The sequence below is a fragment of the Streptomyces lydicamycinicus genome (assembly GCF_000829715.2).
GTDB classification, from domain to species: Bacteria; Actinomycetota; Actinomycetes; order Streptomycetales; family Streptomycetaceae; genus Streptomyces; species Streptomyces lydicamycinicus.
In genome coordinates this window covers 731,144-746,608 of record NZ_BBNO01000002.1, presented here as the reverse complement: position 1 = coordinate 746,608, position 15,465 = coordinate 731,144, and the positions used below count along the sequence as shown (strand labels likewise).

13 protein-coding genes, 1 tRNA gene and 2 pseudogenes are annotated in these 15,465 nt (G+C 68.1%); 6 read left to right on the top strand and 10 right to left on the bottom strand.

The window, feature by feature from the left end; all coding sequences use genetic code 11:
- The first annotated feature begins 97 nt into the window (after positions 1–97).
- From TU31_RS08740 to TU31_RS08730, 3 genes are all read left to right on the top strand, one after another.
- Complete coding sequence (locus TU31_RS08740; RefSeq protein WP_042151420.1) at positions 98–1,417, top strand: FG-GAP repeat domain-containing protein; 1,320 nt, start codon at positions 98–100, stop codon at positions 1,415–1,417.
- Positions 1,418–1,489: 72 nt separating this feature from the next.
- Complete coding sequence (locus TU31_RS08735; RefSeq protein ID WP_078885625.1) at positions 1,490–2,053, top strand: GNAT family N-acetyltransferase; 564 nt, start codon at positions 1,490–1,492, stop codon at positions 2,051–2,053.
- Between the two features lie 99 nt (positions 2,054–2,152).
- Complete coding sequence (locus TU31_RS08730; RefSeq protein WP_042151417.1) at positions 2,153–3,094, top strand: Yip1 family protein; 942 nt, start codon at positions 2,153–2,155, stop codon at positions 3,092–3,094.
- Positions 3,095–3,228: 134 nt separating this feature from the next.
- Here TU31_RS08730 and TU31_RS08725 read toward each other — a convergent pair whose 3' ends face one another.
- Entirely contained in the window at positions 3,229–4,713 is a 1,485-nt protein-coding gene (locus tag TU31_RS08725; RefSeq protein WP_042151947.1) for a ricin-type beta-trefoil lectin domain protein, read from the bottom strand.
- 352 nt (positions 4,714–5,065) lie between these two features.
- On the opposite strand from TU31_RS08725, the gene TU31_RS08720 reads away from it, so the two are divergent.
- Positions 5,066–5,629 (top strand): hypothetical protein, encoded by a 564-nt coding sequence (locus TU31_RS08720; protein WP_158894314.1) that lies wholly within the window; start codon positions 5,066–5,068, stop codon positions 5,627–5,629.
- A 144-nt stretch (positions 5,630–5,773) separates the two neighbouring features.
- Here the strand turns inward: TU31_RS08720 and TU31_RS08715 are convergent, their stop codons facing one another.
- The gene (locus tag TU31_RS08715) at positions 5,774–6,271 is read right to left on the bottom strand and encodes a phosphoribosyltransferase (RefSeq protein ID WP_042151413.1); all 498 of its coding nucleotides are present in this window, start codon (positions 6,269–6,271) and stop codon (positions 5,774–5,776) included.
- An 84-nt stretch (positions 6,272–6,355) separates the two neighbouring features.
- Complete coding sequence (dcd, locus tag TU31_RS08710) at positions 6,356–6,931, bottom strand: dCTP deaminase (protein WP_042151944.1); 576 nt, start codon at positions 6,929–6,931, stop codon at positions 6,356–6,358.
- A 623-nt stretch (positions 6,932–7,554) separates the two neighbouring features.
- Between dcd and TU31_RS08705 the strand changes: the two genes are divergently transcribed.
- Positions 7,555–7,628 (top strand) — tRNA-Gly (locus tag TU31_RS08705).
- 135 nt (positions 7,629–7,763) lie between these two features.
- On the opposite strand, the gene TU31_RS08700 is transcribed toward TU31_RS08705, so the two are convergent.
- The 5 genes and pseudogenes from TU31_RS08700 to TU31_RS39620 form a co-directional block, all read right to left on the bottom strand.
- Positions 7,764–9,305, bottom strand: a complete 1,542-nt coding sequence (locus TU31_RS08700; RefSeq protein WP_052718857.1) for a glycosyltransferase family 39 protein — start codon at positions 9,303–9,305, stop codon at positions 7,764–7,766.
- A 67-nt stretch (positions 9,306–9,372) separates the two neighbouring features.
- Positions 9,373–11,598 carry a hypothetical protein gene (locus TU31_RS38485; RefSeq protein ID WP_158894312.1) on the bottom strand — a complete coding sequence of 742 codons (2,226 nt, stop codon included), beginning with the start codon at positions 11,596–11,598 and terminating at the stop codon, positions 9,373–9,375.
- Positions 11,595–12,293: an ABC transporter ATP-binding protein gene (locus TU31_RS08690; protein ID WP_042151410.1), complete on the bottom strand. Its 699-nt coding sequence runs from the start codon at positions 12,291–12,293 to the stop codon at positions 11,595–11,597. The genes TU31_RS38485 and TU31_RS08690 overlap by 4 nt, the downstream gene beginning before the upstream one ends.
- 135 nt (positions 12,294–12,428) lie before the next feature.
- Positions 12,429–12,767, bottom strand: a complete 339-nt coding sequence (locus TU31_RS08685; RefSeq protein ID WP_042151408.1) for a hypothetical protein — start codon at positions 12,765–12,767, stop codon at positions 12,429–12,431.
- A gap of 222 nt (positions 12,768–12,989) precedes the next feature.
- Positions 12,990–13,219, bottom strand: a pseudogene (locus tag TU31_RS39620) (hypothetical protein); the annotation flags it as partial.
- A 267-nt stretch (positions 13,220–13,486) separates the two neighbouring features.
- On the opposite strand from TU31_RS39620, the gene TU31_RS08680 reads away from it, so the two are divergent.
- A complete protein-coding gene (locus TU31_RS08680) occupies positions 13,487–13,951 on the top strand; it encodes an SRPBCC family protein (RefSeq protein ID WP_042151938.1) in 465 nt (154 codons plus the stop codon).
- 30 nt (positions 13,952–13,981) lie between these two features.
- Here the strand turns inward: TU31_RS08680 and TU31_RS40565 are convergent.
- Positions 13,982–14,089 (bottom strand): annotated as a pseudogene (locus TU31_RS40565) (IS5/IS1182 family transposase); the annotation flags it as partial.
- Positions 14,090–14,234: 145 nt separating this feature from the next.
- Positions 14,235–14,786: a DUF5994 family protein gene (locus tag TU31_RS08675; RefSeq protein ID WP_042151405.1), complete on the bottom strand. Its 552-nt coding sequence runs from the start codon at positions 14,784–14,786 to the stop codon at positions 14,235–14,237.
- Positions 14,787–15,465 lie beyond the last annotated feature (679 nt).

Sequence of the window (15,465 nt, the reverse complement as noted above, 5' to 3'; positions counted from 1 at the left end):
GCCCGTGGTGGGGGCATTGCGGGGCGGCGGGCCACCGGGAAGCATCGGGCCGCGGTCAACGACACGACAACAGGCTTACGGGTGGGGTGGATACGGCATGGGAAGACGGATCGCCGCGACGGCGGGGCTCGGGCTGGCCCTCCTGCTCAGCTCCTGCGGGCTGCTCTCCCCCTCGGGCGACGCGCGTCCCGCCGCGCCCCACCGCGCCTCCACGCTGCCCCGAGCGCGCCCCGTGCCCACCGGCCACGGCAGCCGGACCGCCCCCGACTTCAACGGCGACGGCCACCCCGATCTCGTCCTCGACAGCCTGCTCGCACCGGCCGGCGGCCATGACGACGACCCGGGCATCGGCATCGTCTACGGCTCCGCGCGCGGACTCGACCCGGCCACCCGGGAGTTGCTCACCCCGGCCCGCCATGCCGCCCCCACCGCGGGCACCGTCCCCGCGTCCTTCGACGCCGAGACCGTCTGCGACCTCGACCGGGACGGCTTCAGCGATCTGGTCGTCACCACCGACCCGCCGTACGACGGCGTCGGCCGCCCGCCCGTCCCCGTCCAGCTCCTCTTCGGCTCACCGCACGGCCTCGGCCCGGCCCGTGCCGTGAAACTCCGTATCCCGGACCGGGCGAGATTCGGCAACGAATGGCCTGACCAGCCGGTCTGCGGCGATTTTGACGGCGACGGCGCACCCGATCTGGCCGTCACCGCCTCCGGCCCCCGGATCAGCTATCTGCGCGGCCCGTTCACCCGTACCGGCGCCCCCAAGGCGGCCGGCGCCCCCGTCGACATCCCCGGGACCGCCCTCGCGCCCACCGCGCCCCTGTCGTCGTCCGACCTCGACGGCAACGGCGCGGACGACCTCCTCGTACGGGCCGCCGACCCCGGCCGCCGCGCCCGTGGCCGGCTCGCCCTCGGCGGTCCCCGGGGCCCGGTCCGCGCGGGCCCGGCCGCCTACCCGCCCGGCTACGCCACGGTCTTCGGCCGCTTCACCAGGGGCGCCCGTGCGGTGACCTCCGTCACCGCCGACACCGATGGTCTGCTCTCCGTCGGCGGCCGCCCCGGCAGAATCCGTACCGGCACGGGCGGGGTCCCCACCCTCGCCACCGGTGATGTGGACCACGACGGAAACCCGGATCTCGTCGTGGCCGGCCGCCGCCCCGTCCTGCTGAGCGGCACCGCGAACGGGCTCTCCACGACCGCCCGCCGGCTGCCCGTGCCCCGCCTGCCCGGTTCCGGGCGCCCGCACGCAACGGTGCTCGCCCTCGCCGACTTCGACGGCGACCACCGCGCCGACCTCGTCCTGCTCACCCGGCGCGACCGCACCCACGACAAGGTGACGGTCCTGCCCGGCGGTCCGTCAGGACTCGCCGCGCGGCCCGCCTTCTCCTTCACCACGGCGGATTTCAGGGCTTCCTGACGGGCCGCCAGCTGTTTGTGGCCGGTGGCTAATACACTTGTCCCGGCGCGGGACGCATCCGAGCATGACGCCATGAACACAGACACGGGCAGGGCCACGGCCGACGATCCGAGCGCGTTCGCACGCCCCGGCCCACGCGAGACGCCGCCCGCCCCGCCCGTCAGGGTCCGGCTCGCCCTCCCCACCGACGCCCCCGCGATCGCCGCCGTCCACCAGGCATCACGGCAGGCCACCATGCCCTACCTGCCGCCCCAGCGCCGTACCCACGAGGAGGTCACCCGCTGGATCCGGGAGATCGTGCTGCCGCAGAGTCACACCCTCGTCGCCGTCCGTGGCGCGGAGCTCCTCGGCTATGCGGCGCTCCAGGGCGAGCTGCTCGAACAGCTCTACCTCCGTCCCGATGTCCGGCGCGCCGGCATCGGCTCGCTGCTCCTCGCCGAGGCGCGACGGTACCGCCCCGACGGCCTGTACCTGCATGTCTTTCAACTCAACACCGCGGCAAGGGCGTTCTACGCCCACCACGGTTTCCGGGTCGTGGCCGCCAACGACGGCAGCGCCAACATGGAGAACCTGCCGGATCTGACCCTCCGCTGGACACCGGCCCCCGGCTCCATACCCCCTCGGGGAACCCCCTAGGGGATGTCACAGGTCAGCAGCAAAGCGGGGCCCGATCCCCCGGCTCCGCCACCCGATCCACGCGGACCAGGTACTTTCGAGTACGTGGCTGGATTCAGGATGGGTCGCGGACGGGATGCCCGCCCCGCGCAGAACGGACAGCAGGGGCAGCAGGGGCAGCAGGCTCCGTACGGGCAGCAAGGGCCGTACGGGCAGCAGCCCCCCTCGCCGCCTGGGCAATGGCAGCAGGCACCGCAGCAGTTCGGCGGCGGGCCGCAGGGGCAGCCGCAGCCGCACGGGCAGCACGGCGAGCCCGAGTACTTCGGCGACGGTGGCTACCAACACCAGCAGTCCTACGCACCGTATTCGAACGACAACAACCCTGGTCACACCCAGCAGTTCAGCGTCGGCGACGCCCCGGACGCCTACGGTGCACCCGCCGGCCAGTACGGCGGCGGCTCCGACGAGTACGGGGCGGGCGACACCTACCGCGCCGGCCAGACCAGCGCGCCCCCGGCCGGCCCCCGGCTGCACTGGAAGCAGCTGCTGCCCGGCATCGTGCTGCGCCCCGACGCCACGTTCTGGCAGATGCGGGACCACCAGGTCTGGGCCCCGGCGCTGATCGTCACCTTCATCTACGGCCTGCTCGCGGTCTTCGGCTTCGACAAGGCCCGCGAGGACGTGCTCAACTCCACTCTCTCCAACAGCATCCTCTGGCTGCTGATCACCGCTGTGATGTTCATCATCGGCAGCCTGATCCTGGGCACGGTCACCCACACCATGGCCCGCCAGCTGGGCGGTGACGGCGCCTGGCAGCCCACCATCGGCCTGGCCATGCTGATCATGACGATCTCGGACGCGCCCCGGCTGCTCTTCGCGATGTTCCTCGGCGGCGACAGCACCCTGGTCCAGGTCCTGGGCTGGCTGACCTGGCTCGCCACCGGCTATCTGCTCACCTCCATGGTCAGCAAGTCGCACGATCTTCCGTGGCCCAAGGCGCTCGGCGCCGCCGCGATCCAGTTGGTCGCGCTGCTCGCCCTGGTGAAGCTCGGCACGCTGTAGGGCCACACCGGCCACGGCAAGGGGCCCGCCCCGGAGCACTCGGCTCCGGAGCGGGCCCCTTGCCGTACGGAGGGTTCACCCCCGGCCGTCCGGCGACCGCTCGGGCTTCCGGCGCTCGCCGCACCGCCCGGCCCTCAGGCGAACCGCTGCCCGGCCGACCCGTCGCAGCCCTGCAACCGCAGCGGCTCCTTCGGCCCGGCCAGCGTCAGGCACAGCGACGGCGCGGCGGCCGGCCGGATGGTGCCGCCGTCGGCCCGTACGAACCGCTGGTTGCCGGCTCCGGAGCAGTTCCACAGCACCAGCCCGGCCCCGGCCGCATACCGCCCGCCCGGCACGTCCAGACACCGGTCCTGGGTCAGCTCCACATGCAGCGACCGCTGCTCCGGGTCGTACCACCAGCCCTGGTTGCGCTGACCGTGGCAGTCCCAGCCGCCGACCACCGTGCCATTACGGCTGGCGCCCCCGGTCGCGTCCACACAGCTCCCCGTCCCGGCGTTCTTCAGCGGCCGGTACGCGTCGTCCCAGGCCCCCGGGTACAGCTTCGGCTGCCCGGTGCTCGCCGGATCGGCACAGGCCGCCTCGCGCAGCCCGGACGCGTACAGCTGGGTCAGACAGGACGCGAACGCGCCGTGGCCGCGGGCGTTCGGGTGGAAGGACTGCCGCACCGAATTCGAGTTCGGCGGGAAGGGGTTGGTGAGGTTCACATACAGCCCGCGGGCCCAGGTGTCCTCCATGCACACCTCGTGCCCGTGGAACAGCCGCGAGGCGTCCAGATAGGTCGCGCCGCTGTCCCGCGCGGCCTTCCGCACCCCCTTCTCGAACGCCGGCACGGCGGCGTTGCGTCCCCAGCCCGCATCGGAGGTGTAGCCCGTGCAGCCGCCCGGCAGCTTCCCCGGGTACCGCGGGTTGTCCTCCACATCCGGCCCGATCGGACTCGGATACGACATCACCACGAGCCGGTAGTCGCCGTCGGCGTACCCCGCGTCCCGCATCACGGCCCGAAGATCGCCGACCGTCCGCTCGACCTTCGGCACCAGCCCGTCGACCCGCGCCTGCCAGCCCGGCTGGTACTTGGGCTCGCAGGTCCCCTGGAACAGGAACCAGCGGGTGACGCAGTCCGTCATCACCGGCCCGAATTGGAGATCGTCATTGGCGCCGGCCACCAAGAGCACCATCTTCAGCCGGGTGTTACGGGCCGCGATGGCGAGACTGTCGCTCTGCACCAGCTCATCGGCGTACTGCTTGCTGCCGCCGAGCACGATGTTGCCGCTGCCCGCACCCGAGCAGGCGGCGTTGTACGTGACCTCCGCGCCGATCCCGGTGCGGTGGATCGCCGCGTCCGGCGACCGGTGGCACCAGTTGTCCGGCCCGTCCGTCCCCGGCTCGTACGTCCCGACGCCCTCTCCCGAGATCTCACTGTCCCCCAGCGAGATCAACGAGGTCTTGCGCTCCCCGAGGGGCCGCTCGGCCGGATCCCCGTAGAGCCGGTCCGCCTCTCGCGCCCGGATCTTCTCCAGCTCGGCCGACAGCGGTTTGGATGCCGTGGCATCGGCGGCGGCCGGGCCGCCCGCGGCCCCGGGGGCAGCGCTCGCCCCACCCACCGCCACGGTGCACACCATGCTCAGGGCCACCGTCGAGGTCACCACGACAGCCCTCAGCCGCCGCCCACCCCCCGCCCGCGACCCGAATCCCGCACTTCGCCCACGTAACGCCCACCGCCCACGTCTCACACGCGCCATGGGGCCTCCCCTCCGGTCTCCTGTTACCGCGGGTTCTACTCGGAGGTAAGCAACGGCGGAACACCCGGAACGCGATTGGCCGAAAGCGACACCACAAAAAGCCGCCCGACTGCCAACTTCCTTACGGAGAACGGCGATCAGTCGGCCGGGGCCACCTCAGGCGCCGAGCGCCTGCCCCCCCCGCACCACACCAGCGGCAGCCGTGCCCCGAGCACTGCCATAAGGTCTGTCCATGCCAACAATGAGTGCCCCGCAGCCCACCGCGGGAGGCCGCGCCGCCGGCATCATCGGCCTGCTGCTGGCCCTCGGCATCTTCGGCGTATCCCTGAACCAGGCCGCCGTCGCCGGCGGACTCCTGGGCACCGGCGGCAAGCTGACCGTCAACGAGTGCCACAGCGGCGGTGCCGGCCGCGGAGGCATGCGCCACTGCTACGGCGCCTTCCACCCGGCCGGGGCCGAGGACGGTGCGGGCGCGCCGAGCGACCCGCGGGCCCGAGTGAACACCCGGGAGGCCCGTCCCGGCGACACGATCCAGGTCCGCAAGGGCAGCGGCGGCTACGTCGTCACCGGCATGGGCTCGGCCTGGAGCCACCTCGCCTTCGCCTTCCTGGGCCTGCTGCTCGGCTCGGCAGCACTGCCCGTCACAGCGAGCGGCGTCCTTCCGCGCAAGGGCACGCGGGGGCAGGATCTCTTCACAGCGCTACGTGGCACCCGCCTCGCCTGGTTCGCCAAGCGCCTGGCGCTCACCTCCGTCGCCGGAACAGCCCTCTCCGCCTACCTGGCCTGGCTGCTCTGACCCCCGGGACGAAACACGTCACGCCACCACCCACGAAGCAGGCGCGAAACACCCGGAACGCGAGGACCCGAAAGCGGCACAACAAAAAGCCGGCCGACCGCCAACTCCCTTACGGAGGGCGGAGGCCGGCCGGCCTACGCCGCCTCAGGCGTCGAGAACCTGCCCCGCGCGCCGTACCACCGGGGGCTCGACGCTCCACGGGAAGTTGATCCACTCGTCCGTGCGCTTCCACACGTACTCGCACTTCACCAGAGACTGCGACTTCTCGTAGATCACCGCGCTGCGGACCTCAGCCACCGTCCCCTGGCAGAAGTCGTGCACGAGCTTCAGCGTCTTACCGGTATCCGCGACATCGTCCGCGATCAGCACCTTCTTCTCCGAGAAGTCGATCGCGTTCGGCACCGGCGCCAGCATGACCGGCATCTCCAGGGTGGTCCCCACCCCGGTGTAGAACTCCACATTCACCAGGTGGATGTTCTTGCAGTCCAGCGCGTACGCCAGCCCCCCGGCGACGAACACCCCGCCACGGGCGATCGACAGCACGACATCGGGCTCGTACCCGTCATCCGCGATCGTCTGCGCCAGCTCACGGATCGCCCCGCCGAACCGCTCGTACGTCAGGTTCTCCCGCACGTCACTCACGTATCTCTCTCAGACCTTCTGTGTCCACACCCTCTGCCACGCGCCCGCCCTGTAGAGCGCGCCGCCCACACCGCCGCGGCTGTGTCATACCTGCGTGCGGTGGAAGTTCTTGAACGACCGGGACGGGGTCGGACCGCGCTGCCCCTGGTAGCGGGAGCCGTACTTCTCACTGCCGTACGGGTGCTCGGTCGGCGAGGTCAGCCGGAACATGCACAGCTGCCCGATCTTCATGCCCGGCCACAGCTTGATCGGCAGCGTGGCGACATTGCTCAGCTCCAGCGTCACATGGCCGCTGAACCCCGGGTCGATGAAACCGGCGGTCGAATGCGTCAGCAGCCCCAGCCGCCCCAGCGAGCTCTTGCCCTCAAGCCGGGACGCGAGGTCATCGGGCAGCGTGATGACCTCGTACGTCGAGGCGAGCACGAACTCGCCCGGATGCAGGATGAACGCCTCATCGCCCTCGGGCACGACCTCACGGGTCAGGTCCTGCTGCTCGACGGCGGGGTCGATGTGCGGGTAGCGGTGGTTCTCGAACACCCGGAAGTAGCGGTCGAGGCGCACGTCGATGCTGGACGGCTGCACCATCGACTCTTCGTAGGGGTCGATACGCACCCGACCAGCATCGATCTCGGCCCGGATGTCCTTGTCTGAGAGAAGCACGCAGACGAGGATACGCGCCCACACGACGAGGGCCCGGCCCCCCACCAGGGAAGCCGGGCCTCGCCCACTCCTCGTCTGCTGCCGGCCACTGCCTCTCGCACGAGGCGGACCGCCGCTCTCAACGAAGTGCCGCGACCTTCTTGGCCGCCACGACACTTTCCTTGATCGCTATCGCTCTTCCTTGATCGCTACTCACTACCGCTTCGCGTGCTCGACGGGCACCGAGTGCCGCAGCCGAGCACAGCGCGGGCAGCGCAACAGCCGTCCGGGACCGAGCCGGTCGGTGGTCTGCATCGGGAACGAAGCGGTGCTGAACACGTGGCCCTCGGCACAACGTACGACGGTGCGCTCCATCAAGTCCCTCTCCCAACTGCGTGGACAACAAAAGCCACATTAGGGGATGAACTGGGCGCCCTCACACGCGGCACTCCGACGCCCAACCGTACGCCCCAACTCCCGCACCCCGCACCCACATCCCACCCCCGACACCACGGGCTCACACCCCGCCCAGCACCCCCACCGAACACCCCTCTCACGGCATCCGGGCATGCCAAATGCACCGCGGGGCGGCGATGGGGTAGAGTGTGCGACGATGTTCCGCTCTCGATCCGAGACGGGATTACGCGGGTGTAGTTTAATGGTAGAACATGAGCTTCCCAAGCTCAGAGCGCGGGTTCGATTCCCGTCACCCGCTCCAAAGCGTGAGCCCCAGGTCAGTGGCCTGGGGCTCGTTTTTTGTGCGGCAGGATCGTCGTCGGCAGACGATCGCGTTCTCAGGCCTACTGCCGCCCGAGGGCGCTCAACTGAACGTCAGCAGCAGCCGATGTCCGACTCATCGCCCCTGAACGGAGGCCGTCGGGTCACTGTCGAAATGGCTAGCCCTGAAGGCGGATCGTTCCTGCTCACGCCGTTCGTAGACCGTCACCCGACGGCCTCGCTCGATGCTGTCCGAGCGAGGCACGAAGTGTTCATCCAGGACACGCTGCTTGGTCAGGTCGCGGGCCGAGTCGGCTTGACGCGGCCCAGGGTCGGTGACGAGCACTATGCGCCGTGCGCGCAGCATGGCCCGCTCTATGTCGTGCGGTCCAGCCTCTATGCCCTTCAACGTGCCTGACTCCACCGGTGCCTGGGCCAGGGCCAGATCACGCAGGCCCGTGAAGTCGTGGGGTGAGACGAGGGCGGTGTCGCGGCGCGCGGCGGGAATGTAGAGCACGCCGTCGGCGCCGCCGCGGAGGCGGCCGACCGTTGCTGCCGCGGTGAGTACGTCGTCGACGCGGCTCTGTTCGGTACGGAGGCGGAGCTCGATCGGGAGAAAAGCCAGAAGAGCCAAGACAACGGCAGCGGGGAGCAGCACACAGGCGTGTGTTCTGAAGCGCGCGGCGATCGTTGCCAGTAGGACGCCGATGAGGAGCGCGAGACCTACGTACGCGAACAGTACATAGCGGGTGATGTAGAGAGGTTTAACGAGGGAGATCAAAGCCAGGCCGACCTGCGGCACCGCACAGAGCGGGAACGCGACGGCTGCGAGGTTCAGGCGTGCATGCGGCGCTTCCTCTTGCATGCTCTGTGACACGCGCGCGTGCGGCAGGCGGGTGGAGAGGGCCGCGATCGTTACGGTGATCAGCACACCGAGCACGGTCGACAGGCCGAGCGGCTTGATCCAGGAGACCTGTGAGACTTGGGCTTGGCTGGTCAAGATCACCGGCAGGGCGCCAACAACAGCCACTGAGGCGGCGAGCGCCCACCCGGCATATCGAGCGCGGTCAGGGCGGATGTACACGATGGTGACGCCGTGCGCGGCAAGCGCGAGCAGCGAAAACCAGTTGAGCCATGCGGCGATCAGAACGGTCGCCGCGTACCCGGCCCACCGCCGACTGTCCGGCCGTTCAAGGGCGCCTACGAGAAGCCTGGTCGCGAGAACCACGAAGGCGAGAACAAGGGCGTACGGCCGTCCCTCTTGGGCGTACTCCTGGACCGCCGGGATGGTCGCCAGGGCGAGCCCTGCCCCCACCCCGACCCAGCACTTTGAGAGCCGGGCTCCGACCAGCGCGGTCAGTCCGCACGCGGTGGCAGCGGCGAGCACCGAAGGCAATCGTAAGGTGACCAGACTGTCGCCGAAGAGGGCGAACACCCCGTGCATCACCGCGTAGTAAAGGCCATGGACGACGTCGACCTGCCCAACCATGTGCCCTATCTCGGCCAGCGATCGATGCGCTGACTGCCAAGTTGCGGCCTCATCACGCCACATGCTGTGCTCGCGCGTGATGCCCCACAGCCCGAGAGCGAGCGAGAGAACAGCCGGACCGGCGAAAATGGATATGCGGCCGTGCCGTATAGCGACCGCACGGCTTCGAGGACGTGGCTGATCGGGCATAGACAGTTGACTGTCCGTGGTTATGGCCTCTCCCCGCTTGTCCGGCTGCCCTTGTACCTGCTGCCGGTTACTCGCCAAGCGGACGCCACAGCGACGACTGATGCTGCGCTGCACGGGAACCCCACCACCAAGTCAGTACGGCAAGCACCGCAAGGGCTCCTGCTGTCGCCGTGAGCATCCCGTTGGAAAGCTCCACACCGTTGGCTGCGCTTACCTGAGGTACGGCCAGCCAGGACGCCACGATCACGCTCGTGGCGATCGTCGCGAGCAGCGGGACGAGCAACGCCCACATGGCCGTGGAGTAGTAGATCTTCCGTTCACCCGTGAGCACGCTCAGGGGCGCGACCATGCGGCTGAACCGAAGGAATTCGGCGAGGTTGGCGAGGACAATGGCAAGGGCGACGATCAGTACACCGGGCAAACCGAAGAAGATGACCCAGCGGCCATGGGCAACTGAATTATTGGCGCCCACCAGCCATGAACCACCTGGCGATTCAACGGTGACCGCGGCCAGAGGCAGGGCGTCCCTCAAGAGCTGGTTGATCTGCGCTTCAGGAAGTTTCTTGCCGTCAGAAGAAGCCAACACGACGGTCCGAGGGGCGCTGCCCATACTGGCCGGCAGCACAGCCCCCTGCCGTACCGCGAGTCGATCGCTATCAGGGCTGGTCCAGCGGATGGCTTCGGTGATCCGTAGGTCGGCACTGTTCACAGCGGCGGTAATGGGCTCCCGCGAGCAGCTGAGTTTCACAGCCCGCAGGGCCTGACAAGACCCCTGAAGCCGAACGGTGGCACCAGAGGCTGACTCCGCAGGCGGATACAGAGCAATCATTTCCGTTCCCTGCGGGAGGCGCTGGAGAACAGGATTCAACTGCTGTCGTGCCAAACTCTGGGTATCAACGTGCATGAGTAGCATGCTGCTTCCGACCCGGTTCACAGCGGCTTGTGCAGCCCTCGCACTCTCACCGAACTGCGAGTTTTTCAGCTGCACTTGACTCACCACTACCAGCACAATGCCAACCCCGGCGACCAGACGAGCAACTACTCCTGGGTGCGCGGCGGAGTGCCGACCGGCAATAAGAGCGCCTGCGCTTCCGGTGCGCCGCGATGAATGGGCCAGCCGAGTGCCGAGAGCCGCGGCGCCGACTGCGACCGCGCACGGCAAGGTCGCCAGAGCCGCTACCACACCGCCGTTGTACAGCTTCATTCTGAGATCGGAATACTGAGCAGGGTCCAGCTGAGCTGGCCCCCAGACGGTGGCAATCACCACCAGTGGACAGGCAAGAGCAGCCCAACGCACTATCTGTCCCTTGTGGGCAGCAAGCCGCGTGGAGCGTGTCCTCCGACGCCGTCCTGTGCGGTGCAATGCGCACACAAGCAGGAGCAGGGCAACAGCAGCGACACATCCCGCCATGGGAAATGCCCACCACCAGCGTTGCAGATCGACTGACGAAACAAAGTAGTTGATCCAGGGAAGCCGGAGGTTCCCTGCGGCCATCACGCACAGGCCCGGGAGCGTCCCCAGTACCGCGCCGATGAGTATCGGCGTTGCCGATTCCCCGACATTGAGCAGTACCCGATGCCGCCGGCCACCGCCCAGAGCACTCACCAGCGCCGTGCGCTTGTCGCGTCCTGTCGATCCCATGCGTGTAGCGATGACAGCAAGAGCCCCGGCTGGCAGCAAGATCAGGTACAGGGCTGTCAGGAACTTTCCTTCGTCGGAGATAAAGAGCGGATCGCCGGTCTTCATTCCTTTCTCTTCGCCGAATCCGACGATGGAGAGTGCTGCCTTCCTGTCCAGCTGCTGATCGGTGGGGTTGACGTAGCCGTACCGTTCACCCGGGCTGGCCAGCCCCTCGTCGCGAATCGTTCCGACCAGCTTGCCGTACCGGTCCACTGCTCCCTCGGAGCCCAGAGCCTGCACGAGCCCCGGAGACAGCAACGCTTCGCCCGGAGCCGGCCACCGATCAACGCCTGGAGGGAGCGGCATGTTCTTGGTCAGCGGGCGAAGATAGATCAGGCTGAATTGCCGGCCCTGCATCTCGTCAAAGTCGTTCTTGCCCAGAGCCACTGGAGGCCTGTCGGGGAAGGCGTCCTTGAACTGCAAGGCCCGGCTCGCCGAGCGGAGCTCGATACCTTCGTACGTGGCGTGGACCGCGATCATCGACGTCAGGCCAAGTGCCAGTACTGCGGTGGCCAGCAGCAGGGCAACCGCTCGGACATGACCGCCACCGGCCCGCAGTTGCGAGGCCCACCCCATGCGCAGAAGCTGCCAGGACAGCGAGGGCTGCCTCATGACAGGACTTCCAGACCACGCTGTACGAGTGCGGCGTCCTTGAGCTCCCAGCAATGGTCTGCCTGGTCGGCCACCTCGGCATCATGTGTGACCACGACCAGGGCACAGCCACGGCGTTTGGGTACCGCGAACAGCACGTTTGCCACGCTGTCGCGGGTGGCGGCATCAAGTGCCCCAGTCGGCTCGTCGGCCAGCAGTACCGTAGGTTCATTGATCAGAGCTCGCGCGACCGCGGTGCGCTGCCGCTCTCCGCCGGAGAGCTGGCTGGTGGGCACTCCCTGGTACGGCACAGCGAGTTCACTCAGCAGTTCCTCGGCGCGCTGGTACGCCTGATGGGCCCCCTTCCCGCTCAGTAGGGCCGCCAACGCGACGTTCTCCACCGGGGTCAGTTCGGGTAGCAGCTCCCCGAACTGGAACACCACTCCCATGTGCCTACTGCGATGCCGTTCCAACGTCCGTTGCCGCATCTTGACGATGTCTGAGCCGGCTACCTGCACCGACCCCGCCGACGGCCGGATCAGCCCGAGAATGCAGCCGAGCAGCGTGCTCTTGCCGCTCCCGCTTGACCCCACTACTGCGGCCGACTCCCCTGCAGACACCCGTAGGTCTACACCGTCAAGCAGCACGCGATCAGCGACCTCGTACCGAAGACCGGTTACCGCCAGCATCGGATCGTCCGTTGCTGTGCCGTCCATTCCCTGCCCCCTGGAGCAATCCTCGCCAGGCAATAACCCAGCACGGCAAGGCAGGAGGGGCGGCGGAATCCGCCGCCCCTCCTGCCCCTTGATCCTTAACCCCTGTATCGGGTGTTGAAGCCACCCGATACCGCGTCAGCCGCGGTTGAACTTGCTGCAGTCATCGTCGTTGTCCGGCACCCAGTTGCAAGTGCGGAGCGACGTGACCCTGCCCCCATGACCGCTGTAAACGGTGCTCTGATTGATCCCCGACTTGTTCCACAAAGTGTAGTACTCGGACGGGTCAGTAGTCCGGTAATAGTCAGCGTGGGCCTTGACGTTCCTCTCGTGCAGCTTCAGGCCGACCTGGTCATTGTTCGAGCGCGTGTAGGAGTACGCCTTACCCGAAGGCGACCACGCGTCGAGAGCCGACGCCGACGTAGCCCCCATCAGCGCCGCGCCAGCAACAACAAGGCCCACAACCGTCTTCTTCATTCTGCAACCCCTCCCTGGATGAACGTTCCAGCACTGCCGCCGGAACGCTTCCTTGAACGCGCCGTAACGTACAAACCCCACCCGTAAGCGATCAAGCGTTCGACAGATGGGTGACCGGAACCCTTCGTTGTACTTCAGGTGTGAGATAGCCATAGAGGCAGATCTAATACGACAGATGCGCATGATCCGGACAAGGGTTCCAAGGCAGAGGATTGGCTGATTTTAGTGGCAAGAGCGTCCGCCAGTAGGCCAACGGGGGCGTGGGTGGGCGTCACAGTGGCAGGTGTGCCGAGGTCGACGGCTCAGACTTCGGGACGCGATGACCACTGTGGCCAACTGATGAAAAGCTCCACACAGGACGCGCGTTGTTCGGTGCAGCAGCGGAGCCTGCCGAAGGAGTTGGTCCGCTCGGTCACCCATCGGCCGCCGACTTGGATTGGGGTGCGGGTACCCGCGTGTGGCGATGTTGGGGGTGACGGCCCTCCCGGACACATGGGGTGGGCGGCATGCACCCAAGGGCTGTGATCCTCTCCATCCGTCGGTGGAGTGGGGCAAACGATCCGACGACGGGCAGGCACGTCGCCCCATTCGGCTTTCTTCCTTCCCATCTGCGTGGACTCGCTGGAGGCGAGGCGGGAGTGGTCGTCGACGGCGGTGTGGATGTAGCTGTAGCCGACCCCGGAGCGGGTCATGCGGCCCGCCTGGACGATGATGAGCTTGTGCAGCATTTCGAGGTCGTGACAGCCGTCGCCGCACCGCCGGACCAGGTCTTCGCGGTGTGCCTGGACGTGGAGGCGCATACCCGCTCGATGGCCGATTCGTCAGAGCGCGCCGTTGATGGCAGGACCCGGGGCGAACTGTCGCTCGGTGACACGGTGACCTTCCAGGCTCGCCATTTCGGCCTCACCTGGCGGCTCAAGGCCCGCATCACCTCCTACGATCGGCCCCGACGTTTCGTGGACGAGCAGGAGTCCGGGCCCTTCAAACGATGGCGTCACGCCCACCACTTCGAGCCGGACGGCGACGGTGGCACCATCATGCGAGACGTCATCGACTTCGCTTCACCGCTGGGGCCCGTCGGACGCATCGTCGACAGAATCCTCCTGAGCCGGTACATGCCTCACCTCATCAGAATCCGCAACGCCTACCTGGCCGGCACCTTCGACGTCGGCGGCAGCCGATAGGCGGGATGCCGCGCACGAGCGGTCCGGGGCCGGCAGCTGCCGCCAGGTACAGCCCGACGTGGCCACGAAGTGACTTGGCGCCAGGGCCTCGCGGTCACCCGCCCGACTCCGTCCGGCCAGTGCCGGGGGCCGGGCCGGACGGACCTGGTTCCGCCGCAATCGGGGCCCCCAAGCCGGACTTGCTCTTCGCCGGTCACGGCCGTTCGTCCGCCGTGGGCGGGGCGGGTTTCGCCTCACGCACGGCGCCGCGCTCGTGCCCACAGATGCGGAATCCGTGCATCGGTCACTCCGCCGCCGGTCCGGCCTGCCGGGTCGAATCGCTGTGTCCCCGGCCGCCCTCGCGGTCGTCCGCGGGGCTCGTGCTCGCTGGGGTGGTGCCCGTGTCGACGAGGATCTGTTCGGCCTCGGCGACGTTGTCGGCTTGGACCGCCCTGGCCATTGCGGCGGCGGCTGCTTCAGGCGTCGCCTGTGGCGGGACCACCAACAGGGAGAAGTAGTCCTGATCGCCGCGGGTGATGAGCACCGTGTCGTCACCCACCGGGAACGAGTCGATGTGCACGACCCGGTCATCGATGATCAGCCGCGTCGGCAGTTCCTCCCACGCGTTCGTATCAAGGCCCACGCGCAGGACGGGGCCGAGGTGCTCGGTCAACGCGCTGATCAGACTGGGCAGCTCGGCCCCGATATTGCGGGAACGCGGCCACCACGCCCCGTCGAGAATGCCCTCGCGGGACCGGGTCGTCTTAAGCCTCAGCAGTGCGGTCCCGGGTTTCACCGACTGATGGATCGCTTCCGGCAGAAGCTTGGAGAGGTCCGGAGTTTCGGAGTCGGCCATGATCTGCTCTCTCGTCTGCGGTGCGTACGTCCGCTGATCGCCCGTGGCGATGTCGGCGTGGCTGCCGATGTGGGGTGGCCGCGTGGTTTCACCGTACTCCGCGGGCCGGCATCGGGCCCATGCACGGGGCCGACGCGTGCGCGCTGAGCTCACAGAATGGAAAATACCTGGTCAGACGCATGATCGGCGGCCTCGGGCCGGAGTAGGCGGAAGAGACCGGGAGTATGTCGCGCACCGGCTCCCTGCCGGTGCCGTTTCCGCGGCGGCCGCACCTCCACCTACCGCCGGCAGGCTGCCGGCCGGCGAGGACGCGGCCCGTGACGCGCGGGAGAACATCCGCTGCACGATCTGCCGATGCGACTCCGGTGAGCCCGTACCCGCCACGGTCGCCACCCGTCTGACCTTCGACGACGCCTTTACCTCACCCGCCGTTCTGGGCCTTGTGGGTTACGGCGTTTTTGGCCTCCTGCTCGCGGTGGGGGCGAGCCGCATCCTGGAGACACTAGGCGCCAAAGCAAACAAACAGCGATTTCTGGATGATCTCAGCAGTCAATCCGCATATCTGGTCGTTTGGGTGGACCTGTCGAGCACCAGATTCCTCCTTGCAACGTTCGCGCCAAGGAGGGGACACGAACATGGCTGACTGGAAGCAGATCTCCGGTGGTCTCACGACGATCTC

Bases quoted from the DNA above. Each gene is read 5' to 3' on its own strand.
- TU31_RS38485 (WP_158894312.1), bottom strand. From the start codon at position 11,598: ATGAGGCAGCCCTCGCTGTCCTGGCAGCTTCTGCGCATGGGGTGGGCC.
- TU31_RS08675 (WP_042151405.1), bottom strand. From the start codon at position 14,786: ATGGCCGACTCCGAAACTCCGGACCTCTCCAAGCTTCTGCCGGAAGCG.
- TU31_RS08685 (WP_042151408.1), bottom strand. From the start codon at position 12,767: ATGAAGAAGACGGTTGTGGGCCTTGTTGTTGCTGGCGCGGCGCTGATG.
- TU31_RS08740 (WP_042151420.1), top strand. From the start codon at position 98: ATGGGAAGACGGATCGCCGCGACGGCGGGGCTCGGGCTGGCCCTCCTG.
- TU31_RS08690 (WP_042151410.1), bottom strand. From the start codon at position 12,293: ATGGACGGCACAGCAACGGACGATCCGATGCTGGCGGTAACCGGTCTT.
- TU31_RS08735 (WP_078885625.1), top strand. From the start codon at position 1,490: ATGAACACAGACACGGGCAGGGCCACGGCCGACGATCCGAGCGCGTTC.
- TU31_RS08730 (WP_042151417.1), top strand. From the start codon at position 2,153: ATGGGTCGCGGACGGGATGCCCGCCCCGCGCAGAACGGACAGCAGGGG.
- TU31_RS08700 (WP_052718857.1), bottom strand. From the start codon at position 9,305: ATGCCCGATCAGCCACGTCCTCGAAGCCGTGCGGTCGCTATACGGCAC.
- TU31_RS08725 (WP_042151947.1), bottom strand. From the start codon at position 4,713: ATGGTGTGCACCGTGGCGGTGGGTGGGGCGAGCGCTGCCCCCGGGGCC.
- TU31_RS08720 (WP_158894314.1), top strand. From the start codon at position 5,066: ATGCCAACAATGAGTGCCCCGCAGCCCACCGCGGGAGGCCGCGCCGCC.